Source organism: Thermosynechococcus vestitus BP-1, from assembly GCF_000011345.1.
GTDB classification, from domain to species: domain Bacteria; phylum Cyanobacteriota; class Cyanobacteriia; order Thermosynechococcales; family Thermosynechococcaceae; genus Thermosynechococcus; species Thermosynechococcus vestitus.
The window spans coordinates 2,235,859-2,260,330 of sequence record NC_004113.1; the positions used below are offsets into that span (position 1 = coordinate 2,235,859).

20 protein-coding genes and 1 pseudogene are annotated in these 24,472 nt (G+C 53.7%); 14 read left to right on the forward strand and 7 right to left on the reverse strand.

Annotation, left to right across the window (positions count from 1 at the left end; genetic code table 11):
- Positions 1-243: 243 nt before the first annotated feature.
- The 3 genes and pseudogenes from TLL_RS13590 to TLL_RS10935 all read left to right on the forward strand — a co-directional run.
- Positions 244-681 (forward strand): annotated as a pseudogene (locus TLL_RS13590) (M23 family metallopeptidase); the annotation flags it as partial.
- Positions 682-684: 3 nt separating this feature from the next.
- A complete protein-coding gene (gene cobA / locus TLL_RS10930) occupies positions 685-2,205 on the forward strand; it encodes a uroporphyrinogen-III C-methyltransferase (RefSeq protein WP_164920993.1) in 1,521 nt (506 codons plus the stop codon).
- 71 nt (positions 2,206-2,276) lie between these two features.
- Positions 2,277-2,867 (forward strand): chromophore lyase CpcT/CpeT, encoded by a 591-nt coding sequence (locus TLL_RS10935; protein WP_011057990.1) that lies wholly within the window; start codon positions 2,277-2,279, stop codon positions 2,865-2,867.
- Here the strand turns inward: TLL_RS10935 and lgt are convergent.
- The 3 genes from lgt to rpmI are packed head-to-tail and all read right to left on the reverse strand — an operon-like array spanning position 2,864 to position 4,272.
- Complete coding sequence (gene lgt / locus TLL_RS10940; RefSeq protein WP_011057991.1) at positions 2,864-3,670, reverse strand: prolipoprotein diacylglyceryl transferase; 807 nt, start codon at positions 3,668-3,670, stop codon at positions 2,864-2,866. The genes TLL_RS10935 and lgt overlap by 4 nt on opposite strands.
- Before the next feature lie 14 nt (positions 3,671-3,684).
- Positions 3,685-4,035, reverse strand: a complete 351-nt coding sequence (rplT, locus tag TLL_RS10945) for a 50S ribosomal protein L20 (protein ID WP_011057992.1) — start codon at positions 4,033-4,035, stop codon at positions 3,685-3,687.
- 39 nt (positions 4,036-4,074) lie between these two features.
- Positions 4,075-4,272: a 50S ribosomal protein L35 gene (gene rpmI, locus TLL_RS10950; protein WP_011057993.1), complete on the reverse strand. Its 198-nt coding sequence runs from the start codon at positions 4,270-4,272 to the stop codon at positions 4,075-4,077.
- Between the two features lie 65 nt (positions 4,273-4,337).
- Between rpmI and TLL_RS10955 the strand changes: the two genes are divergently transcribed.
- Genes TLL_RS10955 through TLL_RS10965 form a run of 3 tightly spaced genes read left to right on the forward strand, consistent with a single transcriptional unit; the run spans position 4,338 to position 6,264 of the window.
- The gene (locus tag TLL_RS10955; RefSeq protein WP_011057994.1) at positions 4,338-4,736 is read left to right on the forward strand and encodes a hypothetical protein; all 399 of its coding nucleotides are present in this window, start codon (positions 4,338-4,340) and stop codon (positions 4,734-4,736) included.
- Entirely contained in the window at positions 4,737-5,468 is a 732-nt protein-coding gene (locus TLL_RS10960) for a photosystem II S4 domain protein (RefSeq protein ID WP_011057995.1), read from the forward strand. It begins immediately after the preceding gene.
- Positions 5,469-5,472: 4 nt separating this feature from the next.
- Positions 5,473-6,264 (forward strand): YdcF family protein, encoded by a 792-nt coding sequence (locus TLL_RS10965; RefSeq protein WP_011057996.1) that lies wholly within the window; start codon positions 5,473-5,475, stop codon positions 6,262-6,264.
- Here TLL_RS10965 and TLL_RS10970 read toward each other — a convergent pair.
- Positions 6,261-7,148, reverse strand: coding sequence for an alpha/beta fold hydrolase (locus TLL_RS10970; protein WP_011057997.1), 888 nt, complete (start codon positions 7,146-7,148; stop codon positions 6,261-6,263). The two genes, TLL_RS10965 and TLL_RS10970, sit on opposite strands and share 4 nt — an antisense overlap.
- A 276-nt stretch (positions 7,149-7,424) precedes the next feature.
- Between TLL_RS10970 and TLL_RS10975 the strand changes: the two genes are divergently transcribed.
- The 4 genes from TLL_RS10975 (at position 7,425) to pstB (ending at position 11,249) form a co-directional block, all read left to right on the forward strand.
- The gene (locus TLL_RS10975; RefSeq protein ID WP_164920994.1) at positions 7,425-8,435 is read left to right on the forward strand and encodes a PstS family phosphate ABC transporter substrate-binding protein; all 1,011 of its coding nucleotides are present in this window, start codon (positions 7,425-7,427) and stop codon (positions 8,433-8,435) included.
- A gap of 67 nt (positions 8,436-8,502) precedes the next feature.
- Positions 8,503-9,516, forward strand: coding sequence for a phosphate ABC transporter permease subunit PstC (pstC, locus tag TLL_RS10980; protein WP_011057999.1), 1,014 nt, complete (start codon positions 8,503-8,505; stop codon positions 9,514-9,516).
- The gene (pstA, locus tag TLL_RS10985) at positions 9,517-10,446 is read left to right on the forward strand and encodes a phosphate ABC transporter permease PstA (protein WP_011058000.1); all 930 of its coding nucleotides are present in this window, start codon (positions 9,517-9,519) and stop codon (positions 10,444-10,446) included.
- Positions 10,440-11,249 carry a phosphate ABC transporter ATP-binding protein PstB gene (pstB, locus tag TLL_RS10990; RefSeq protein ID WP_011058001.1) on the forward strand — a complete coding sequence of 270 codons (810 nt, stop codon included), beginning with the start codon at positions 10,440-10,442 and terminating at the stop codon, positions 11,247-11,249. The genes pstA and pstB overlap by 7 nt, the downstream gene beginning before the upstream one ends.
- Before the next feature lie 427 nt (positions 11,250-11,676).
- On the opposite strand, the gene TLL_RS13200 is transcribed toward pstB, so the two are convergent.
- Positions 11,677-12,006 (reverse strand): hypothetical protein, encoded by a 330-nt coding sequence (locus tag TLL_RS13200; RefSeq protein ID WP_011058002.1) that lies wholly within the window; start codon positions 12,004-12,006, stop codon positions 11,677-11,679.
- Positions 12,007-12,191: 185 nt separating this feature from the next.
- On the opposite strand from TLL_RS13200, the gene TLL_RS11000 reads away from it, so the two are divergent.
- The 3 genes from TLL_RS11000 (at position 12,192) to TLL_RS11010 (ending at position 19,631) form a co-directional block, all read left to right on the forward strand.
- Positions 12,192-13,160, forward strand: a complete 969-nt coding sequence (locus TLL_RS11000) for a cyanophycinase (RefSeq protein ID WP_011058003.1) — start codon at positions 12,192-12,194, stop codon at positions 13,158-13,160.
- A gap of 93 nt (positions 13,161-13,253) precedes the next feature.
- Positions 13,254-15,944 (forward strand): cyanophycin synthetase, encoded by a 2,691-nt coding sequence (gene cphA / locus TLL_RS11005; RefSeq protein ID WP_011058004.1) that lies wholly within the window; start codon positions 13,254-13,256, stop codon positions 15,942-15,944.
- Between the two features lie 42 nt (positions 15,945-15,986).
- Positions 15,987-19,631: a hydantoinase B/oxoprolinase family protein gene (locus TLL_RS11010; protein WP_011058005.1), complete on the forward strand. Its 3,645-nt coding sequence runs from the start codon at positions 15,987-15,989 to the stop codon at positions 19,629-19,631.
- 25 nt (positions 19,632-19,656) lie between these two features.
- Here TLL_RS11010 and TLL_RS11015 read toward each other — a convergent pair whose 3' ends face one another.
- A complete protein-coding gene (locus TLL_RS11015) occupies positions 19,657-20,058 on the reverse strand; it encodes an AbrB family transcriptional regulator (RefSeq protein ID WP_011058006.1) in 402 nt (133 codons plus the stop codon).
- Positions 20,059-20,713: 655 nt separating this feature from the next.
- Positions 20,714-20,950 (reverse strand): Uma2 family endonuclease, encoded by a 237-nt coding sequence (locus tag TLL_RS11020; RefSeq protein ID WP_011058007.1) that lies wholly within the window; start codon positions 20,948-20,950, stop codon positions 20,714-20,716.
- Positions 20,951-21,416: 466 nt separating this feature from the next.
- Between TLL_RS11020 and TLL_RS11025 the strand changes: the two genes are divergently transcribed.
- Positions 21,417-24,428 carry an AAA family ATPase gene (locus tag TLL_RS11025; protein WP_011058009.1) on the forward strand — a complete coding sequence of 1,004 codons (3,012 nt, stop codon included), beginning with the start codon at positions 21,417-21,419 and terminating at the stop codon, positions 24,426-24,428.
- Positions 24,429-24,472 lie beyond the last annotated feature (44 nt).

The following is a 24,472-nucleotide window of genomic DNA, read 5'->3' on the forward strand; positions in this document are numbered from 1 at the left end:
GCTGCCACTTCAACCCTAGGGTCTGTCCCCTTTGGGCGTGCTTCTGAGCGGCAGCGTCGCACCAATCCTGCTCTGCTTGCCATCCAGCAAACCCCTGCTCGCCCAGCTCTACCCCAGCCCAGCGTTGTGAGGCGCCCGCAAATAACAACGGTAACGGCACCCCCCCCTGCCGCTGTACAACCCATTGCGCCCCCTGTGCCCGTCAAGGTGGCACGCTCAATTATCAGTCCACCGTTACCTAGTTCTCTTGACTTACCCCCTCTACCCAACGCCGATCGCTTCCTGCCAAGCCTAACTACGAACTTTATTTGGCCGGCGCGGGGGGTGTTGACCTCTGGCTTTGGCCCCCGCTGGGGACGGATGCACCGGGGGATTGATATTGCAGCTCCCATTGGCACGCCCATTTATGCTGCTGCCGCCGGTGTGGTCACCTACTCCCAGTGGAACTCTGGTGGCTACGGCAATCTTGTGGAAATTCGCCACGCCGATGGGACGCTGACGCTCTACGCCCACAACCATCGCAACTTGGTACGTGTGGGTCAATACGTTGAGCAGGGGCAGCAGATTGCTGAAATGGGCAGTACTGGCCGCAGCACAGGCCCCCACGTCCACTTTGAAGTGCATCCCCAAGGGCAGGGTGCTGTTAACCCAATGATCTTCCTGCAACGCAGCCAAGGGTAGTCATTGACGGTCTATTTTGTGGGTGCGGGGTTAGGTACCCCTAGCTCTCTCACACTCGAAGCATGGACCTGCCTACAGCAAGCGCAGGTGGTTCTTTATGATGCCCTGCTCTCCCCTAGCCTTCTTGAACTCACCCCCGCTGATTGCTTACGGGTGGCGGTGGGCAAACGCGCAGGAGCTGAGGCCATTCCCCAATTGGAAATCAACCGCCTTTTAGTGGCCTACGGCCAGCAGTATCAGCGGGTTGTTCGCCTCAAAAGTGGCGATCCGGGGCTGTTTGGCCGTTTGCATCAGGAACTTGAGGCTGTCTTGGGGGCAGGTTTAGAGGCGGTGGTGATTGCAGGGGTGTCTTCAGCGCTGGCGGCACCTTTATTGGCTGGTATCTGTGTGACAGCAAAGGACGTGAGTCAGTCCGTAGCTATTCTGTCGGGGCATGCGCCAGAGACACTTCCTTGGCCAGCGATCGCCCGAATGGAGACGCTGATTTTTTTGATGGCCACCCGTTCCCTGCGATATATTGCCGAGGCATTGCTGCGGCAGGGGCGATCGCCCACGGAGGGATTGGCGATTCTGCAGTGGGCTGGGCAACCCCAGCAACAATTCTGGTTTGGCACCCTAGAGAGCTATCTGCAGTCGCCGCAGTTTCCAGACATGGCTCCTGCAGTCGTTGTCATTGGGGCGATCGCCCGAAAACGCTACCCTTTGGCTAGTCTAGATCTGGTCTTCCCTGAATTTTTAAGGATTTCCCCATCATCGATGTCTGCACTCCACGGCAAAACCATTCTCGTCACTCGTGCGGCAGCCCAAGCAAGTGATTTTACTCAACAACTGACAGCCGCCGGTGCCACCGTTTTAGAAATGCCGACACTGGAAATCGTGCCTCCCAGTTCTTGGCAGCCCCTCGATCAGGCCCTGGCACAACTCGATACCTTTGACTGGCTAATTCTGACTTCCCACAATGCCGTTACGTTTTTTATGAAACGGTTACACAGTCATGGCAAGGATAGCCGTGCCCTCGCAGGCCTGAAGATTGCTGTCGTCGGTGAAAAAACTGCCCAAACCCTTAACCGTTACGGCCTAGTGGCTGACTTCACCCCCAGGGAATTTGTCGCCGATGCCCTCGTAGTAGAATTCCCAGAGCCCGTTGCAGGGTTGCGTTTTCTTTTTCCACGGGTTGAAAAGGGCGGACGACCCGTTCTAGGGGAGGCCTTCACGGCGGCTGGGGCTGAGGTTGTTGAGGTGCCCGCCTACAATTCACGCTGCCCCCAAACTGTTGATGCCCCAGTCTTAGCAGCGCTGCAAGCGGGTCAAGTGGATATAGTCACGTTTACCAGTTCTAAGACGGTGAAACACTTTTGCCAATTAGTGGGCCCTCAGGCGGCAGAGTTACTTCAGAATGTGCAGATTGCTAGTATCGGGCCGCAAACCTCCCAAACGTGCCGTGAACTCTTGGGACGAGTGGACACTGAAGCAACAGAGCATACCCTGGAGGGACTCCTTCAGGCATTATTGCGGATAACTTAGGGCCTGGGGATGAAGAAGGTCCCGCAATCCGTTAGTGTGAAAAAAGAACTGTTGTAAGGCACCTGTGGAGCATGACACACGCAACCGATGTGTTGACTCTTGGCCGTTGGATGGCGGCGGATTTTAGTAACCAAGCGCAAGCCTTTGAGAATCCTCCCTTCTATGCCCATATTCGGGTCTGTATGCGCCCCCTTCCCAGGGGTGTTCTGGAGGGTATTGCCCTTTATGTGGAACAGGCCTATGACTATCTCCTCAGCGTTCCCTACCGTACACGGGTTTTGGAACTAATGCCCGCTAATGATCACATTGTCATTAAAAATTATGTGCTCAAGGATGAAAAACGCTTCTTTGGGGCAGCTCGCGATCGCCAGCGGCTTCAGGCCATGACAGCCGATGATCTTGAACTCCTCTGTGGCTGCAATATGCTCACCTACTGGACAGGACATAGTTTTCGCGGTGAAGTGGAGCCGGGAAAAGCCTGTAAAGTCGTGCGTAAGGGACGGGAAACCTATCTCGATAGCACCTTTGAAATTGATGGCGATCGCTTCATTAGCCACGATCGCGGACGAGATCCAGAAACCGACGAGCACGTTTGGGGCTCCGTAGCCGGCCCCTTTCACTTTGTACGCTGGCAAAGCTTTGCCGATGAAGTTATGGCCTAGGGGGTTTGCCAATCTGGTAAGGGCTTGCCTTGGTAATACAGGCGAAAGAGTCCCCAAGATCCCAGGGCGATCGCGACCAAACTAACCACTTGGGCAATTCGCAGGGGGCCTAACATCAGACTATCCATGCGTAGCCCCTCAATCCAAAAGCGCCCCAAGCTGTAGGCAATGGCATAGACCATCAAGAGGGTCCCCGGTTTTTGATAGCGAGGTTGACGAAAGAGCCACAACAGGAGAAGAAAAACCCCAACATTCCAAAGGGACTCATAGAGAAACGTGGGGTGGTAATAGGCTGTGTTAATTAGCTCAGGGGGACGCTGCGGCACAGGAATATAGAGTTTCCAGGGCAAATCCGTGGGGGCACCAAACGCCTCAGAGTTGAAAAAATTACCCCAGCGACCAATGGCCTGTCCCAAAATCAATGAAGGGGCAACAACATCCGCCACTTGCCAAAAGGAAAGCCGCTGCACATAGGTAAAGATAGCCATCGCCACTATGCCACCTAGGATGGCACCGTGAATCGCAATGCCCCCTTTCCAAATTTGAACCACTTGATCTAGGTGTTTTTGATAAAAGCCCCAGTTAAAGGCGACATAATAGAGCCGTGCAGCGGGAATAGCCGCAACCACAAGCCAAATGGATAGATCCGCAATCTGCTCAGGATCAATCTGCCGCTGGCGTGCTAGACGTTGGCTTAGCCAAATGCCAATAAAAACGGCGACAGCAATCAACAACCCGTACCACCGCAGGGTAATAAACCCTAACTCAAGGGTGGCACCGGGGGATTGAAAAGCGGCGATCATGCCTAGAGCGGGTTCTAAAGGGCGCGAGCCGTCTGAATGACAGTGGCAAAGGCAGGGGCATCCAGCACCGCCAATTGAGCCAGCATTTTACGATTCAGTTGAATATCTGCTTTTTTCAGGGCCCCCATGAGTTGACTGTAGCTCATGCCATATTGACGCGCAGCAGCGTTAATGCGGGCAATCCAGAGCCGCCGAAAATCCCGTTTGCGCCGCCGGCGATCGCGATAGGCATTGCACAGGGCCTTCATGACGACTTGATTAGCCGTGCGGAAGAGCTTCGAGTGCCCTGCCCGATAGCCCTTGGCGAGCTTGAGAATTTTTTTACGCCGTTTGCGGGCAACGTTACCCCGCTTAACCCTTGCCATAGTTCAACTTCACCCTTGAAAAAACTGAGAATTTATTAATTAAGCATAGGGAAGCATCAGCGATACTCGCTCAACATCCCGTGGATCAACCAGGGCTTTATGGGAAAGACGATTCTTGCGATCGCTCCCCTTATGTTCGAGTAAGTGATTTTTGTTGGCCTTGCGGCGGACAAACTTACCACTGCCCGTTGTCCGAAATCGTTTGGCAGCAGCGCGACGTGTTTTTAGCTTTGGCATAGCCTTGCCCTATTTTAGACACAGCTAACTAGTGTACTATTTTGAAGAGAGTCTTGGCAAGCTGCATGGAACTGGAGTTTATTCCTGTCGAAGAGTTTTATTTTGCCCTGACATTGGCCATGCGCACCCTAGAAGATTTAGGCGATGCGGCATTGGTGGAGCGGGTGCGATCGCGCTTGTATGAGCGGTTTGGGCAAGCCTCGACGGTTGCGGCTGCCAAGCAGAACACATTTAACTATGTCTTTCGAGTCAAGGGGGTTGACAATAGTCCAGCACCGCGGTTAATCCTTTCGATTGCCGACTGGCAGGGGAAAATCCGCCTCAGCAGTGACTACGGCTGGACCTTGGATGCACAGCGCAAAACCATCCGCACTGAGAAATTTGGCGATCGCCCCCAATTTTGCCAACAGGTGAAAGCCCACTTGGCTCAGTGGCTGGAACTGCCGGAATTTCTTGAGGCCTAAATGGTTGACCTAGAGACCGCCCTTGACACAGCCATTAAAACTTGGTCGGTGGTGCACACCCTCTTTTTGCCCCCGGATCGGGTGGTGGAGGCACTGGGCGTCCTTGAGCAACGAGCCGATGTCCATGGCCTGGCCTGGGGAGGTTATCCTCAAGCAGAACGCTGTCGGTTGGCGATCGCCCCCGTCGAACTTCCCCTTGAGGGGCAACAGCCCCCCCTTGCCTTAGGGCGAATCACAGGCAACTTTCTCTTCGATCCAGCCACCTACAGTGATTTTGAGGGCGCGATCGCCAGTGTCGGTCTCGATGAAGGGGATTATGGGGATGTGATTCTCTTGGGAGAACGGGGGGCACAGGTTATTCTCATCCCTGAGAAAGTCTCCACCCTACAAAAAGAGTTAAAGCAAGTGCGCACAGTACCAGTGACCGTTGATCTCTGTGACTGGTCAGAACTGGCCGTAGCGCCTCCCCAACGGAAATCCCTCAGTACCGTCGAAGCATCATTGCGCTTGGATGCGGTAGCCTCAGCCGGCTTCGGGGTTTCCCGCAGTAAAATGAGCGAGTGGATTAGCCAAGGACTGGTACGAGTCAACTGGCAGGTGGTGCAGCAACCGCGGTATCTCCTTAAGGTCAACGACCTCATTGCCATCCGCGGCAAAGGACAACTGCGGATTCAAGAAATTCAACTCACCAAGAAAGAACGCTACCGCATTCAGATGGAGCGCACTCGCTAAGGGAATGGATCTACTGCTATCGAAATTGCTGCCACCCCTGCTGTATCCATTGCCTTTGGCCTGTTGGGCGCTAGTTTTTGCCATTGTGCGCTTTTGGCGTGCCCCAAAACAGGCGGCGATCGCCCTGGTGATTGCCCTAACTATTTTGCTCCTGAGTGGGAATGACTATGTAGCCGCAACCCTGATTGCTTCCCTAGAGCGGCAGTATTTACCCCCTCATCCGATGCCCAAAGCGGCTGCGATCGTTGTTCTCGGTGGGGCTGTGGTCCCACAAACGGCGCCGCGACCTTGGGTAGAAGTCACGGAAGGGGGCGATCGCATTCTCTACGGTGCTCACCTCTTCCGTCAGGGCTCTGACCCCTACCTAATCCTCAGTGGGGGGCGTATTAACTGGCTCGGCGAAACCTTTCAGCAAGCAGAAGCCGTGGATATGGCAGAAATTGCGACCACCTGTGGCGTGCCAAGGGACAAGATCCTGCTGGAGACCAGCTCCCTGAATACCTACCAAAATGCTGTGAACGTCAAAGCGCTTCTTGAGAAGCATCAAATGCAGGGGAAGTTGCTCCTGGTGACATCCGCCTACCACATGCCCCGCGCCGTCGCCATTTTTCGCCGCTTAGGGATGGATGTGATCCCGGCGCCAACGGACTATCGGTACCCGACGATCGCGCGATCGCCCACCTGGCAAAACCTGCTCCTTAGCCTGATCCCCAATCCCTACAACGTGGACATCACCACCATTGCCCTGCGGGAATATCAAGGTCTTCTCATCTATAGGCTGCGCGGTTGGCTTTAGAGAGCTTGGGCACACAGAAAGGCCTGACACGCCTCCACAAAGGCAGGGGTTGACTCATAGGGCAGGACATTGCGCCCCGGAATGACCTCCCCTTGCACATTGGGAAATGTCTTGGCGTAAAACTCTAGGCGTTCTTCAGGCGATTCAGCCCCACCATCGCGACTGATACTAGAGGCTTGATCCCCCATCACCACAAGCACTGGTTGACGAATATCCCGCATTTTCTGACGGTAATCCCGCCGCCAAAACCCCGAGAGGAAAGAGTACACGGCATGGCGACTCTCAAGATCAGCAGCACCCGCCGCCAGCATTCCCAGCCATTCCTCATCCACATCCTCCCCCTTCGCAAACAGTTGATTGATTGAAAACCGACGCAGAAAACTTTTCTGACGCGCATAGAGATAGAAGGCGCGACCCAACGGCGAGTCAAAAAGATTCCAGCGCACCTTCTGCCACCTCGGCTCAGTATTTTCAGACACCAAAGCAGGCGCAGGTGGGCCACTGAGGATCAGTGCTCTTACTAGTTGGGGATCAAAATGTACCAGCTCCATCGCTACGGGAAACAATGCCCCTTGAACAACGAGGATCACTGGTTGCCGGATCTCAGATGTGACCAGGAAATGTAACTGAGCTGCCCAATCTTCCGGATAATAGGCGCAATGGGGCAAGTCACTCTGGCCGCAGCCCAGTAAATCAGGAATGTAAAATGAATAAGTTGCCCCTTGAGATTGCCAATAGCTGACACAGCGGTCCCAAAACTGCCCAGAGAGCCCCACGCCCACGGGATGGATAAAGAGAATGGGGGAGCGTCCTGTTTGAGAACTGAAGCGATAGGCACAGGAAAAGCCCTGCCACTGATAGATTTTAGAGATGAATGACGGCATTGCAAACAATCCTTAGAATGTCTCCCTCGCCCAGATTGAAGGTCTAAACTGAACCCAGCAGATAAGTGATCTTGCGGGCACAAAGGGTTGATCCCCAACATGCAAGAGCATTTTAAACAAACTTTTACCTTCTCTTAACTTCATCCCCTAAGTCTTTTGACTATGCTGGCAATGGGGATATTGCAGCGGCTTACCCCTTGGAAACCTGTGGGTAACCGCCACCCCGAAACTACTCTACACCGTAAAGCGTTGTTTACTCCGCTAGGAAACATTACCATGTTGACATCTGCAAAACGCTATGCCCCTCTGGGGGTCCTTGCCGCTGTGGCGGCTTTTTCCGCTAGCCTGATACCCGCTGCCTTGTCTCAGGGAACTCCCACGATTCGTATTGATGGCTCTAGCACGGTCTATCCCCTTACTGAAGCGGCTGCCGAAGCTTTTCAAAAAGCTGAAGGGGGCAAAATCCGTGTTACCGTAGGTATTTCCGGTACCGGTGGTGGCTTCAAGAAGTTCTGCCGCGGGGAAACCGATATCTCCAACGCTTCCCGGCCCATTTTGGCAAAAGAGATGGCAGCCTGTAAAGCAGCTGGCATCCAGTATATCGAGCTGCCCGTTGCCTATGATGCGCTCACTGTGGTGGTGAACCCCCAAAATACATGGGCTAAAAGTCTGACTGTTGCTGAATTGAAAAGGATTTGGGAGCCAAACTCTAAAATCAACAACTGGAGCCAAGTGCGCCAAGGCTTTCCGAATATCCCCTTGAAACTCTTTGGTGCAGGGGCGGATTCCGGTACCTTTGACTACTTCACCGAGGCCATCAACGGCAAGTCCAAAGTTAGTCGTAAGGATTACACTGCCAGTGAGGATGATAATGTCCTCGTCCAAGGGGTATCCCGTGAACGGGGAGCCCTGGGCTACTTCGGCTATGCCTACTATGCGGAAAACAAAAATAAGCTTAAAGCCGTGAGCATTGACAATGGCAAAGGTCCGGTGGCGCCCTCTGAGAAAACAGTGATTGATGGTACCTATCAACCCCTCTCCCGGCCCATCTTTATCTATGTCAACGCCAAAGCTGCACAACGTCCTGAGGTGAAAAAATTTATCACCTACTACCTGAACAATGGCGTTGCAATGGCAAAGAAAGTTAAGTATGTTCCTCTTCCCACTAGTGCCTACAAGACGATTCTGGCCAACTTCAACAGGAATCGCATTGGCACAGTTTTTGGCGGTCAAGAGGCAGTGGGTCTCACCATCAAGCAGTTGCTGAGTCGAGAGGCCAAGGAGTAGTCTAAGATCAGGGGAAGAAAAAAAGACTTGCGCTTTCTTCCCCGTTTGCCGTTTCAAAATTCCACCTATGGCTGATCAACCTTTAGCTCCACGCATTGAACTGCCTATTCCGGCAAAGGCTAGGCAAAAGCGCATCTGGGTAGAGCGAATTATCGGCAGTCTCCTCTTTGTGGCGGCCTTCTCTTCCGTAGCGATCACTACCGTTATCATCTACATCCTCTTTAGCGAGACGGCAGTCTTCTTCGAAAAAGTGATCGAGATTCATCACGAATCTCTAGTAGCTGCCCTTGCAGAATTTTTAACAACTACAGAGTGGTCCCCCTTAATTGAGCCGGTTACTATTGGTGTTTGGGCACTGCTATCGGCAACTATTACGACCTGCGTTATTGCTAGCCTTGTTGCAATTCCCTTCGGGACAATTGGTGCCATCTATCTCAGTGAGTTTGCCCCTGCCAAGGTGCGAGAAATTCTAAAGCCGATTTTGGAACTACTGGCGGCGGTGCCGACAGTGGTCTATGGCTATTTTGCCCTCCTATTTGTTACACCCCTGCTACAAAAAATCATTCTGGCTGTGCAGAAATGGTATGAACCGGGGAAAGAACCATGGGAATACTACGAGCTCCCCGGATTTAATATGCTGGGGGCGGGCATTGTGGTTGGTTTGATGGTCATTCCCTACGTTATGAGTATGGCTGAGGATGCCCTACAAGCGATTCCTAGCCATTTACGGGAAGGCTCCTACGCCATGGGGGCAACTCGCCTACAAACAGCCCTGCGAGTACTATTGCCTGCGGCAACCTCAGGCTTGATTGCAGCCTACATCTTGGGTTTGGCACGGGCTGTTGGTGAAACAATGATTGTTGCTGTGGCTGCTGGTTTGCAACCCAAATTTACCTTCAATCCCCTTGAAGGCGCTGCAACCACAACGGCTTTTATCGTCTCGGCGAGTCTTGGAGACTTGCCCCATGGTTCCTTGGAGTACCAGTCTATTTTTGCAGCGGGAATCATGCTCTTTTTTGTGACATTCCTCATGAATGTGGCCGGTTACTTTATTAGCCGCCGCTATCGGGAGGTGTACTAAATGATTGACATGCTGCGGAACCCTTTGGCGATTCGAGCCTCTGTAAAGGCAAGGACGCGCTGGGAAAAGTTTTTTATTTTCCTTGGCCTTTTTTCTATCGCCATTGCGCTGCTGACACTGGTACTGCTGGTAGGAGATTTGCTCCTGCGGGGGGCTCCTATACTGAACTGGAAGTTTTTCACGTCACCTCCCAGTGGAGATCCTGCTGAAGCAGGGATTTTAACCGCATGGGTAGGTAGCTTACTGGTTATTCTGGTTACAATTGTTGTTGCTGTACCATTAGGAGTGGCAGCGGGCATCTACCTTGAGGAGTATGCGCCGAAGAATTGGCTGCTTGATTTCATTGAAATCAACATCACCAATTTGGCTGGTGTTCCCTCCATCATTTATGGCCTGTTGGCCCTGGGGTTCTTTGTCTATATCCTCAAGTGGGGTGAAAGTATTCTGACCGCTGGCTGCACCCTAGCCTTGTTGATTTTACCGGTGATCATTGTCGCCACACGGGAAGCGATTCGCGCGATTCCCCAAGGTATTCGTGAGGGTGCCTATGCTGTGGGGGCCACCCGTTGGCAAACCATCGCCGATCACATCTTGCCCTACTCCATGGGTGGGATTCTCACTGGTGTGATCGTGGGGGTGTCGCGGGCCTTGGGAGAAACGGCGCCACTTGTCACTATCGGTGCGTTGACTTTTATCACTTTTTTGCCTGACGCGCCACTAAAGGGGGAGTTTCCCTACGTTTCGTTCAAATGGCTCTGGTCACCCTTTACGGTGTTACCCATTCAAATGTTTAACTGGGTATCACGCCCCCAGGAAGAGTTTCAGGTGAATGCAGCTGCAGCAGGGATTGTCTTGCTTGTGCTGACTTTGGGCGTCAATGCGATGGCCATTTACCTTCGTTATCGTTTTAGGAAGAGCATCAAATGGTAAAACAAACCGATCAAGGACAGGGAGCTTCGCCAACAAAACAGCCTTTAAAAAAGCTGGCTGAAGTGCGCGACTTAAATTTTTACTACGGCGGTAACAAAGCCCTGAAGAATATTAATCTACCGGTTTATGAAAAGCAAGTCACAGCTTTGATCGGCCCTTCAGGTTGTGGCAAGACCACATTGCTGCGCTGCTTTAACCGCATGCACGATCTGTATCCTGGCAATCGCTACGAGGGGGAAATCTGGTTAGGGGATGAAAACCCGCGTAACCTTTTGCAGATGGATCCCATTGAAGTGCGCATGCAGATCGGCATGGTCTTCCAAAAACCAAACCCTTTCCCTAAGTCGATTTACGAGAATGTTGCCTACGGCCTGCGCATCCGTGGCATCACTAACCGTGCCGTTCTTGATGAGGTGGTGGAGCGATCGCTCCGCAATGCAGCTCTCTGGGATGAAGTGAAGGATCGCCTCAAAGACCCGGGCACCTCTCTTTCGGGGGGCCAGCAGCAGCGGCTCTGTATTGCCCGTGCCCTTGCCACTAACCCAGAGCTCATCTTGTTTGATGAACCTACCTCTGCTTTGGATCCAATTGCAACGGTCAGTATTGAGAACCTGATTACAGAGCTGAAGGATCAAGTCACGATTTTGATTGTGACCCACAGTATGCAGCAGGCCATTCGCATTTCCCAGTTCACTGCCTTTATGTACCTTGGCGAGCTGGTGGAGTACAACGACACCATGTCTATTTTTACGAAGCCTGTGCAGCAGAAGACTGCCGATTACGTCAATGGTCGTTTCGGCTGATTGCCTGGACCACTGCCAGTCCGCTTGAGAATGTGGCCTAAGGGGGGTGCGGGATTGCCCATAGGTTGCCCCCCTGGTGCTAGTAATTATTCCTTCTCGCTCTAGGAGCGCAGGGATGTTGGCATCGCTGGAGTCAAAAGTGGCTTTCATCGTCGGCGATCGCCCCCTTAGAAAGCATCCCCAGCACCACTTTCGTTGTCCCCCTTGCCCCGATCATGCAGCGACAATATAGCCGCAGAATGCAACAACTCCGATAAAGGCAGCAGGAGAATCCCCAACAGCCTGCCATGACAATTCCATACCCCGCGCAACTGCCCCCCTTGGAAAAGAGCGATCGCCAGACACGAGCCGAGTTTGAGCGGCCCTATGGGGCTTTACCCCAAAAAACCAGAACTGACTCAGGGAATTATTACGTAGCCTCTCCCGTTCACGTCAGCCACAACCAGCCCCATACCGCGATCATGGTTGGCTGGGCTTTGACAAAGCAGTTACACTGGGTGTGCCTCCTACGATTTGTGGGAGTAATGAACCGTAGACCCATACCATTCTCCGCCTCGGGGGTGACTGCCGCACGAGCGAGGAGGGTTATATCGAGGGCGCACCGCAACTGGTGGTTGAAATTGCCGCTAGCAGTGCTGCCTTCAACCTCCCTGATCAGCTCAGGGTGGACTGCCGCAATGGCGTTCAGGAATACTTCCTTTAGTTTATCTACGATCGCCAGATTCACTGGTTTTAGACACAGGGCAGTACCAGCCACTCACTGCTGACACCGAAGGGATTGTCCGCAGTCGCCAATTCCCCGAACGTTGGTTGGCCGCCCATTACGGACCGATGATCGGGGTACTGTCTTACAGGGACTATAACAGGGAATTGCCACTCCTGAACATGAAGCATTTTTGCAAATCTTGATCGAAACTTAAACATTTTCTTTAATCTGGCATTATGCTGTATAGAATCCCCGTGTCAACAGTGGGGTATTGGCATTCACCTTGGCAAATACATCAATTCTTGCTGCCGATTGAACGTTTCATTCACCGTAACCCTATGTTGCAATTAGACCCCATTTCCAAAACGACCCATCAACATTCTGGTCACAAAGGTTTAGTGATGGCGATCGGGGGAGCGGAGGACAAAGTACGTGGGCGACAAATTCTCACCACCTTTTGCCAACGCGCTGGCGGTCTAGATGCCGTCATTGGCGTTATTCCCTCTGCTTCCCGTGAACCCGATGCCATGGGGCGGCTCTACCACGATATTTTCCGCGACATTGGCGTGCGGGAAGTGGACATTCTATTGGTCGGCGATCGCGCCGATGCCGAACAGGAAGAGATGCTGGCTCGTTTGAGTCGCTGTACTGGAATCTTTATGTCTGGGGGCGATCAACTGCGTTTATCGGCGCTGCTGGATGAAACCCCCCTCCTCTACCAATTGCGCCATCAAGTCTGGGAAGGCAAATCCATCCTTGGGGGTACCAGTGCCGGTGCCGCTGTCCTGGGTGAGTGCATGATTGCCAGTGGGGGCAGCAATGAAGCCCCAAACCGCTCCCTAGTAGATTTGGCCACAGGCTTGGGTATTCTTCCCGATGTTTTAGTGGATCAGCACTTCCACAACCGCAATCGTTTGGCGCGCCTGATTAGTGCCATTTCTGCTCATCCCGACAAGCTAGGTGTTGGCATTGATGAAGATACTTGTGCCATGTTTGAAGCCGATGGTACGCTGCGGGTTCTGGGTCGGGGCTCTGTTACTATTGTTGATCCTCGGGATGTCAGCTACACGAACTATGCCCATGTGGATGTCAACGAACCTTTGAGTATCTACAACTTGCGCCTACATATCCTCAGTGATGGTGACTGCTACAATCTCCGCACCCATCAAGTGCAGCATAAGTGCATTTTGCCTCCCCTCAATTAAGTTTTCAGGAAAGTGTTGCTTAAGATACAGTTTATTGCGTCACTCCCCTCAAAACTAAAAATGGTAGGTTGTCCTTAAAAAAGCCACTCTTCTATGAAGATTCTCAAATTACAAACGCTGCGGGGTCCCAATTACTGGAGCATTCGGCGTCATAAGCTGATTGTCATGCGTTTAGATCTAGAAGAGGTGGCCAACACCCCCTCCAATCAGATTTCTGGGTTTGTGGATGGGTTGGTGCGGGTTTTGCCGAGTCTTTACAATCATTTTTGTTCTCTCGGACACGAAGGGGGCTTTCTCACCCGCCTCCGAGAAGGTACGTATCTTGGTCATGTGGTTGAACATGTTGCCCTCGAGCTCCAAGAACTGGCAGGGATGCCCGTTGGCTTTGGCCGCACGCGGGAGACCTCAACGCCGGGGGTGTATCAAGTGGTCTATGAATACCAAGTGGAAGAAGCGGGCCGCTATGCCGGCCGAGCAGCAGTGCGACTGTGCCAAAGTATTATTGATACGGGTACCTATCCCCAGCAAGAACTGGATCAGGATCTCGCCGATCTCCGGGAGTTGAAAGCAAAAGCCTCCCTTGGCCCGAGTACGGAAGCGATTGTCCGCGAAGCCGAAGCCCGCAACATCCCTTGGTTTGAGTTGAGCAGTCGCTCGATTATTCAATTGGGCTATGGCGCCCGCAGTCATCGGATGCAAGCCACATTGAGCGATCGCAGTAGCATCTTGGCAGTTGAACTCGCCAGTGACAAAGAAGGGGCAAAGCGACTGCTTCAGGATGCGGGAATTCCCGTGCCTAAGGGAACCGTCATCCGCTATATTGAAGACCTCCCCGAGGCCATTGAGGAGATCGGTGGCTATCCCATTGTCATTAAGCCCCTCAACGGCAACCACGGTCGCGGGATTACGATTGACATCAACAGCCTAGAAGCAGCCGAAGAAGCCTTTGAAATTGCCAGCAGCATCTCCAAATCCGTCATTGTGGAACGCTATCATGCCGGTCGCGACTTCCGCGTTCTAGTGGTCAATGGCAAAGTGGTTGCTGTTGCTGAACGGGTGCCGGCCCATGTGATTGGCGATGGCCACTCCACCATCGAAGAACTCATTGAGAAAACGAACCAAGACCCGCAACGGGGAGACGGTCACGATAATATCCTCACCCGCATTGAAGTCAACCACGACACTTGGACACTCCTGGAAAAACAGGGCTATACCCTGAATACGGTCTTGCAACCGGGGGAAATTTGTTATCTACGGGCCACGGCGAACCTAAGTACTGGTGGCATTGCCATCGATCGCACTGATGAAATTCACCCGGAAAATGTTTGGATTTGCCAGCGGGCTGCTCGGATCATTGGCCTCGATATTGCTGGTATTGACGTTGTCAGCCCCGATATTAGTCAGCCCCTGTCTAAAGTTGGCGGTGTGATTGTCGAGGTCAATGCCGCTCCTGGCTTTCGCATGCACACCAACCCCAGCCAAGGGATTGCCCGCAATGTTGCCGAACCGGTGTTGAATATGCTCTTTCCACCGGGAACACCTTGCCGCATCCCGATCTTTGCCATTACGGGGACCAATGGCAAAACCACCACCACCCGTCTCATTGCCCATATCTGCAAACAAACGGGGCAAACCGTTGGCTACACCACCACAGACGGCATCTATATTGGCGATTATCTGGTGGAAAAAGGAGACACCACCGGCCCCCAAAGTGCCCAACTGATCCTGCAGGACCCCACCGTTGAGATCGCCGTTCTCGAAACGGCGCGAGGTGGGATTCTCCGCTCCGGCTTGGGCTTTGACCATTGTGATGTCGGGGTGGTGCTCAATGTGCAGGCTGATCACCTTGGCCTTGGCGATATTGACACCGTTGAGCAGTTGGCGGACTTAAAGGCAGTGGTGGTGGAATCTGCTTGGCCAAATGGCTACGCTGTGTTGAATGCCGATGATCCCCTAGTGGCGGCAATGGCACGCCAAGTCAAAGCTCAAGTGGCCTATTTCTCGATGGATCCCCACAATCCCATCATTCGGCAGCACATCCAGCAGGGGGGACTCGCCGCTGTTTATGAAAATGGCTACCTCTCAATTTTGAAAGGGGACTGGACACTGCGCATTGAGCAGGCAGAAAATGTGCCCATTACCCTTGGCGCTCGAGCAAGCTTTATGATTGCCAATGCCCTCGCTGCCAGTCTAGCGGCCTTTGCCCAAGGCATCAGTATTGAGCATATTCGCGCCGCCTTGACCACCTTCCGAACCTCGGTGGAGCAAACCCCCGGTCGGATGAACCTCTTTGATTTGGGGCAATTTAGTGTCTTGGTGGACTATGCCCACAATCCAGCAGGGTATGAAGCCATTGGTGAATTTGTCCAGAAATGGCCAGGGCAGCGCATTGGTGTCGTTGGCGGACCAGGCGATCGCCGCGATCAAGACTTGGAGCAACTGGGGGAACTCTCGGCGAAAATTTTTGATTGGATCATCATTAAGGAAGATGATGATACCCGTGGCCGGCCTCGGGGCGATGCCGCCTATTGGATTGAGCGGGGGGTACATCACCACAGTGTCCAGCGGCAATACGACATCATCCATGACGAGGTGGCAGCGATTCAATTTGCCCTCGATCGCGCTCCCAAAGGATCCTTAGTGGTGATCTTTCCAGCGGAAGTCAGCCGCACGATTCAACTGATTCGCCAGCATCACCAACGACTCCAAGGGGAAACGATCAATGGCTTTCACAGTGAGGGAAGGCCCACCAGTGGTGATCTCAACCCCTCCATCTTTCATTAGGGAGTTTCTCTGCGGCTGGCAGCGCTGATAGTATCACCCTCAATGAGCACTCATCAGGTCCAAGGTAAATGGCAATTTTGGATCGATCGCGGTGGCACGTTTACGGATATCGTCGCCCGCCGCCCTGATGGCCACATAGTGGTCCACAAGCTGCTCTCGGAAAATCCAGAACAGTATCGCGATGCGGCGGTAGCGGGCATTCGTACCCTCATGGGGTTGGCAGCGGATGCACCGATTCCCAGTGAAGCCGTTGAAATCGTAAAACTGGGGACAACGGTGGCCACCAATGCTCTTTTGGAGCGCAAAGGGGAGCCAACGGTTCTACTCATTACCCAAGGGTTCGGGGATGCGCTAGCCATTGGCTACCAAAACCGCCCCGATCTCTTTGCCCTTGCCATTGAGCAACCGCCGCCTCTTTACACCAAGGTCATTGAAGTCAAAGAGCGGGTCAGTGCCCAAGGGGAAATTCTCGTCCCCCTTGATTTGGCGGCGCTGAAACCGCAACTGGCGGCGGTCTATGACCAAGGTATCCGCAGTTGTGCCATTGTCTTCGTCCATGGCTACCGTTACCCCGAGCATGAGCAACAGGTGGCAGCCTTGGCAAGGGAAATGGGCTTTACCCAAGTGTCCGCTTCCCATAAGGTGAGTGGCCTCATTAAGCTGGTGAGCCGCGGTGATACGACGGTTGTCGATGCCTATTTGTCGCCGGTACTGGATCGCTATCTTCAGGGGGTGCAGGCGGAGCTGGGGGAGATTCCCCTTTACTGTATGCAGTCCAATGGCGGTGTGGTGGCGGCTTCTTGCTTTCGCGGTAAGGATAGTCTGCTTTCAGGACCGGCGGGGGGGATGGTGGGGGTGGTGCGTACCGCTTTAGCGGCAGGGATTGAGCGGCTAATTGGTTTAGATATGGGGGGGACCTCCACCGATGTCTGCCACTATCGTCACAATTCTGATGCCCCTTGGCCAGAGTATGAGCGGTGGCAGGAAACCACGATTGCGGGTGTGCGGTTGCGATCGCCCCTCTTGGCAGTGCATACGGTGGCAGCCGGTGGGGGCTCCATTTTGCGGTTTGATCAGGGTTGCTACCAAGTGGGGCCAGAGTCTGCGGGCGCTAATCCCGGACCGGCGGCCTATCGTCGTGGTGGCCCCCTGACAATTACCGATGCCAATCTCCTGTTGGGGAAAATTCAGCCTGCCTATTTCCCTGCTGTTTTTGGGGCCGATGGTCAACAGCCCTTGGATCGCGACAGCGTCGAACAGCAATTTGCTCAACTGCGCCAAGAAATCTACAGGAGCACGGGGGATACCCGCAGTGTTGCCGATGTGGCCGCTGGTTTTATTGAGGTGGCCGTGAATAGGATGGCACAGGCAATTAAGAAAATTTCCCTGGCGCAGGGGCATGATGTGCGCGAGTACACCCTCTGCTGTTTCGGCGGTGCCGGGGGGCAACATGCCTGTTTAATTGCTGAAGCCCTGGGCATGCCGCAAGTGTATATTCACCCCTACGCGGGGGTGCTCTCAGCCTACGGCATCGGTCAGGCGGAGTTGCGGGTGCTCAAGGAGCAGACGATTGAACAACCCTTGATCTCCGATGGGCTGGCTGAACTCCAGGAACAAATTGAGCACCTCAAGTCTCAGGCGGTGGCTGAACTGGTTGCCCAAGGGGTTGATCCCTCGCAAATTCAAAGTCAAGTGCGCATTGGCCTAGGCTATATCGGCACCGATACCACCCTGTGGGTGCCTTGGTCAGATCAAGACACGATGGTAGCGTCCTTTGCCCAAGCTCATCGCGATCGCTATGGGTTCAATTTACGGGGGCGATCGCTGCGGGTGGGTCAAATTGCTGTTGAGGCTGTTGCCTTTCAAGCAATGCCAACCGTCACCGTACCTGCAAGGACCGGCGAACTCATTCCCCTTGACCATGTACCGGTTTACAGCAAAGGCCAGTGGCACCAAGCACCAGTCTATGAGCGCGATCGCCTGCCGGCCCATCAGGTCATTGCCGGGGTGGCCCTGATCTTAGATCCTACGGGCACCAATGTGGTTGAGGCGGGCTGGCAGGCCAACGTGGATGAGCAAGGGGGGCTGTGGCTGCGTCCACTCCAGACCTTAGAAGCAACACCCAAGCCGATTGCTCCTACGGTTGCCGATCCCGTACAGTTGGCCATTTTTCAGCAGCTGTTTGGGGCCATTGCTGAGCAAATGGGGGTCACACTCCAGCAGACCAGTGCCTCGGTGAATATCAAAGAACGGTTGGATTTTTCCTGTGCTCTCTTTGACGGCGCCGGCAACCTTGTGGCCAATGCGCCCCATATCCCGGTGCATCTGGGGTCAATGAGCGAAAGTGTCAAGGCACTCCTGGCAGAGAAAAACAACGCCCTCCGTCCGGGTCAAGTTTTTGCCACAAATAATCCCTATCGCGGTGGTACCCATCTACCGGACATTACCGTGATTACGCCCGTCTTTCTTCAAGGGGAGGCGCAACCTGCCTTCTTTGTCGCTTCACGGGGGCACCATGCTGACATTGGGGGCATTAGTCCCGGATCAATGCCTGCCAATAGTACCGATGTCCGCCAAGAGGGGATTCTCTTTGACAATGTGCTGCTGGTAGATGGCGGGGAGTTTCAAGGGGAGGCCATTTATCAGCTATTAACCCAAGGGCCTTGGCCAGCCCGCTATCCCGAACAGAATATCGCCGATTTGCAAGCGCAAATTGCCGCTAACCAGCGAGGGGCCCAAGAACTGATTGCCTTGTGCGATCGCTATGGTCGCGAGGTAGTCGCTGCCTACATGGAATTTAGCCAGGCCAATGCCGCCGAATGTGTGCGCCAATGCCTGCGATCGCTCCCAGGGGGCCGCTTTTGCGTTGCCATGGACAACGGCAGCCAAATTCAGGTGCAAATCACGATTGATACCCCTCAAGGTACAGCTTGCCTCGATTTTGAGGGAACCTCTCAGCAAACCCCCGATAACTTCAATGCCCCCCTCGCCATTACCAAGGCGGCAGTCCTGTACGTCCTGCGGACACTGGTGCAGGAGGATATTCCCCTCAATGCTGGCTGTCTGCGGCCCATTGAGCTGCGGGTGCCGGAAGGCTGCCTGTTAAACCCAACGTTTCCGGCGGCGGTGGTGGCTGGGAATGTGGAAACTTCGCAAACTCTGGCCAATGCCCTCTACGGTGCCCTCGGTATTATGGCGGCGGCTCAGGGAACGATGAACAACCTCAGCTTTGGTAGCGATCGCTATCAATACTACGAAACCCTCTGTGGTGGCGCTGGGGCAGGAGCCACATTTGCCGGAGCCAGTGCTGTGCAAACCCACATGACCAACTCTCGGCTCACTGATGTCGAAGTGCTAGAAAGCCGCTACCCCGTGATTGTTTGGGAGTTTTGCCGTCGCCGAGGCAGTGGTGGCAAAGGGCAGCAGCCGGGGGGAGATGGGGTCATTCGTGTCCTTGAGTTTCGTGAACCCATGACCGTCAGCCTGCTCAGCCAATCGCGGAAAATCCCCCCTTTTGGACTGGCGGGTGGTGAGTGCGGTGCAGTTGGTGAAAATCAATGGCTGAAACTTGGCCAAATTCCCCATCCCTTGCCAGGAACCGCCACCATCAATGTCCAAGCGGGCGATCGCCTGCGCATTTGTACCCCTGGTGGTGGTGGCTTTGGCGTACCGAATACCTCAGATTAGATATGTCGTTAGGCATGTCCTCACATCACTCGTCATCATCTATGGGCTGACCATTCCTGCTGACTTGTTTTAAGTGAATGTGCTTACGGCCAAGGGTAATTTCAAATTCATCCCCCGGTTTGAGATTCATTTGCTTAGTATAGGCTGAACCAATGAGCAAATTGCCATTGGCTTGTACCGTAATTCGATAACTGGCACTGCGCCCCCCCCGCTTACCACCGCGACCTGACTTACTGTCAAGATTGACGCCTAAGGCTTCAAGAAGCGCCTTATTAAACTTCAATTTGCTGATCCGCTCCTTGCCGGTTTTGGTCACGGTGTAGTAGCCACAGGCCTTTGCTTTTTCTTCGTGGCTGAGATGTTCCAGTTGTTTGTACTTCTCTAATAAAGCAGCACCTGTCAAGGGTTCTACTGGTTTGCGTCCCATTTTAACCTACCTTTTCAATGATCAAGTACCGTCTATTCATTGGCGATTCAATCAAAGATTGCCAAAGCCTGACAGCAAACTTGTAATGAATGAGTGTCTATCTTTAGCAAACCATAATTTTTTTCAGAATTCAAGTTGCGATCGCCCTTGAGTCGAGGTTTTACATTTCCTTTGGAGGAGTTACATTGACAGACGATTTCACAGCGACGGCAGAGGCTCAAAAAATACGAGGGCTACTGTAGGAAAGTACTCTACCTCTTTTACAGCCCGTTTGACAGGTGTAGTAGAGGCTCAAGAGGACAAAAGCCACGATGGAATCTTCTTCTATCACCGCTTATAAATCCCATAGTAAGACAAGAGTGATCCATGCTCCATCCTTCAGAACATGACCCTCATAAAACTGACGGCGCTTTTGGCAAGAGTTGAATATGCTCACAACAGTCGCTTCAGTGGAAGGTGCAAAAGCCCTCAGCGGACTTTAGGCCAGACAGTGCTAAAGGAAAGGCAAGCCTAAATTGGCTGAAAAACGCAAACGACCAGACAGAAAGTAAGGGGAACCCGCAGGGTATACTTGTGGAACTGACTAGAGGCGGTTACAGGTTTGGTCATGGACTGCTTCAGCAGCCTATGACTTGAATCCCACAGGCGTCAAAGCCTAGGGGGTCCGCTGATTATTTGAAGGACTTGGGAAGACGGCAGCAAACTCAAGGACTTGTTCGGAGAGCTGCGGCAATTGCCCAAGGCCATTGGTCGGAAGACTTCTTTTGCTGAGATAGCTAAACTGGCTCGATGTAATTTTAGCAGGTTCACTATAGACTTCCAGCGGGCGATCGCTGACCTTGAACAGCCAGCCATAGGGAACCTTGGCTGCAGCATAACGAGATAGTTTCATCTGCGATTGTGCTTTAGGGATGACTCTGCCACCGCCATCACAAAAAGTGTGTCCGCAGGAGAGGCCAAGGCATAGTCATCTTCCCGATGCTTGACCATCGCCCCATCCAGTTCTCGCTCACAAGCAGAAGCAATAGTATATAGTTGACTGGCACTGAAGTGTAGCAGAATCCCCCACAACCTTCGGTAAAATTCGCAACAATCGCCGCCGACAGCTTTCGTGAACTCTCTTCATTGGCCGCCATTCCAACCAGCTCCCCCCGAAAGCTCAATGGGGTCATCTGCACTCAGCAACCCAAGTTCTAGGAAACGGTGATGGTCCTGGGCTGTCAATTGCAGCGGTTGGAGGGTTAGAGTGGGTTGGAAAGTGGTTGTGACCCTGATCTTGTTAATTTTAGGCACACGCTCACGGGTAGCCCATTCTTCCCCATAGAATGCCCTAAACTGTGTCAAGGGTGTGGTGCCCTATGATTCCACGTCAACTAGTATTGCGCAACTTCCTCAGCTATCGCCAAGCAACTCTTCCCTTTGCGGGGTTACATCTGGCCTGTATTTGTGGTGCCAATGGGGCGGGCAAGTCCTCGCTCCTTGAGGCGATCGCTTGGGCACTCTGGGGGCAAAGCCGCGCTAGCCGTGAGGATGATGTGATCTACTACGGCGAAATGGAAGCCCAGGTAACCTTTGAGTTTAGCGTCCAAGGGCAGACCTATCGGGTAGTACGGTTGCGGCGACGGGAACAACATACGGTTTTGGAGTTGCAGATTCAGACGGCTGTGGGCTATACCTCGCTAACGGGGCGATCGCTACGAGCAACACAGGAAAAAATCATTCAAATTCTTGGCCTTGACTACGCCACCTTCGTCAACAGCGCCTATTTGCGCCAAGGCCGCGCCGATGAATTTATGGCCAAACGCGCCAGTGAGCGCAAGCAACTGCTGGCCACCCTTCTGGGTTTGGATCAATACGAGACCCTAGCGGAAGCGGCCCGCGATCGCGCCCGTGACTACAAAGCCCAAATCAGTGTTCTGGAACAGCGGCTGCAGACCCTCGCCAATCAATTGGCCCAAGAGCCCCACCTGCGTACCCAACAGGCAGCGGTAAGCCAGCAGATTCAACAGCAACGGCAGCAGGTACAGCAGTGCCAACAACGACTCCAAGCGCAACAGGCCGCCTACCAGATCCATCAACTCCAACAGCGGGACTATGAACACTTGCAACAGCAGCGCGATACCCTTGCGGCAACGATCGCCCATCTGGAGCACCAGCGCCAGACCCTGCGCCAAGAACAGGCCGCTATTGCGGATTTGGAAGCCCGTGCCCCCCTCTTGGCAGCCGCCGTCAGCCAATGGCAGAGCCTGAAAACGGCGGAAGCTCAATTGCAGCAGTGTTTTGCTAACTATCAACAGCTGCGCCAAGAGCGCGATCGCCACCAGCAGAGCCTTGACCAACAGCGCCAAGACCTTCTGCGCACCCTCCATGGGTTGGAGAGCCAGCAGCAATTTCTTCTGGAACAATGCCAGCAGTTGGAAAAGCTCCTCAAGCAAGAAAATCAGATTGTCGCTGCTTTTGAACAGTTACAGCGAGCCCGCGCTCATCTCCAAGCCCAAGAAGCGCTGCAACAAAAAGTCTTTCCCCTCCTGCAAGCCAAACAGCGCCTCGAACTGGAACGGCAACAGCAGGAACAACGCCTCCGCAGCCGGCGCGATGAATTGCAGCAGTTGTGGCAGCATCTCCATCAACAGATAGAGCGGCAACCCGCTCTCCAAGAGGCAGTGACCCTGATTACAGCGCAGATTGCCACCCTTGAAAAACAGCGTATCTATCAAGACCATGTGCGGGAAAAGGGACTGGAGCGCCGCCGCTTCCTCGAACAACTGCAAACTCGCCAGCGGGAGTATGAGCGGCAAATTCATCAACTGGAGCAGCGCTTAGAACTGCTGAATCAACCGGGAGCCATTTGCCCCCTGTGTCAACGTCCCCTCGATCGCGAGCACTACCAGGCTGTCCGGCAACGCCATATCGCCGAAAAAGAGGAACTGCTGAATCAGGTGTGGGTCATCCGCGAGCAACTGGCAGTGACCGAGCGCGAAATTCAAGTTTTACGGCGGGAATATCTAACGGTGGGCTATGAGATCTCGCAACTGACGCAACTGTTTGAGCAGCGGGGGCAACTCCAGCAGCAACTCCAGAGCACCCAAGAGTTAGAACCGCAACTGGATCGCCTAGCCAGGGAAATTCAGCAGATTGAGGGACAGCTCAGGAACGGCCATCAGGAAAGCCTAGGGGAACTGCAAGCGATTGAGGCGGAACTGGCACGCCTCAACTATGACGAGAAAACGCTGGCGATCGCCCGCGGCCAAGTGGAAAAGTGGCGTTGGGCCGAAGCCAAGGAACAGGAACTCCGCCAAGCCCAACGGCAATACCAGCAAATTCAGCAACACCTGCCCAACTTGATCGCCCAACAGGAGGCACTGCAACGGCAGCTCAACGCCCTTGAAACCACTTCCCCCCTCGCCCAGACCTTGGCCAGGATTGACCAGCAATTGGCCGCCTTAGCCTACGATCCAGACCGCCATGCCCAAATTCAGGCCCAACTGGCTGCACTGGCAGCGGACTATGAGGCCTATGAGACCCTGCAACGGGGGCGATCGCGCCAACCCCAACTCCGCCAAGATCTCGAGCACCTAGAGGAAACGCTGCAGCAACAACAGGCCCAACTGCAACGCATCACTGAGAAACTCGCCACCCTTGAAGAAACTGCTCGCGCCGCCAGCCGCCTTGCCGCCGATCTCCATCAACAGCAACAACACCTCCTTAAGCAACAGCAGACCCTCGAGGCCACCCTTGCCCACCATGGCAAACTCAGCGCCGAATTAGAGCAACTCCACCGCCTAAGACAAGAATACGAACAGGGACAGCAAACCCTCGCCCACCTCCGTCATCAATACCGCCTCTACTGCGAGCTAGCCCAAGCCTTAGGCAAAAATGGCATTCCCGCCCTGCTCATTGAAACCGTCTTGCCCCATCTAGAGGCAGAAACCAATCATATCCTGGGTCGCCTCAGCAACCACCAACTCCATGTGCAGTTCATTACCCAGCGCAGCCGCCGTCGCAGTGGAGCCGACACCAAGCCCATTGAAACCCTTGATATTCTCATTGCCGATTGCCAAGGGACTCGTCCCTACGAAAGCTATTCCGGGGGGGAAGCCTTTCGCATCAATTTTGCTTTGCGCTTAGCCTTAGCACGACTATTGGCCCAGCGATCGGGGAGTGATGTCCAGTTTCTCATTATTGATGAGGGGTTCGGTACCCAAGATGCCCAGGGTTGTGAACGGCTGATTGCCGCCTTGAACGCGATCGCCCCCGAATTTCACTGCATTCTCGCCATTACCCACGTTCCTGCCCTCAAGGAAGCCTTTCAAACCCGCATTGAGGTCACCAAAGTAGCCGGAGCCTCCCAACTGAGCATCATCACTTAAGCCCGTCGTTGGTCTTTTCGCCAAAATGGTAGAGTAGGCTCAAA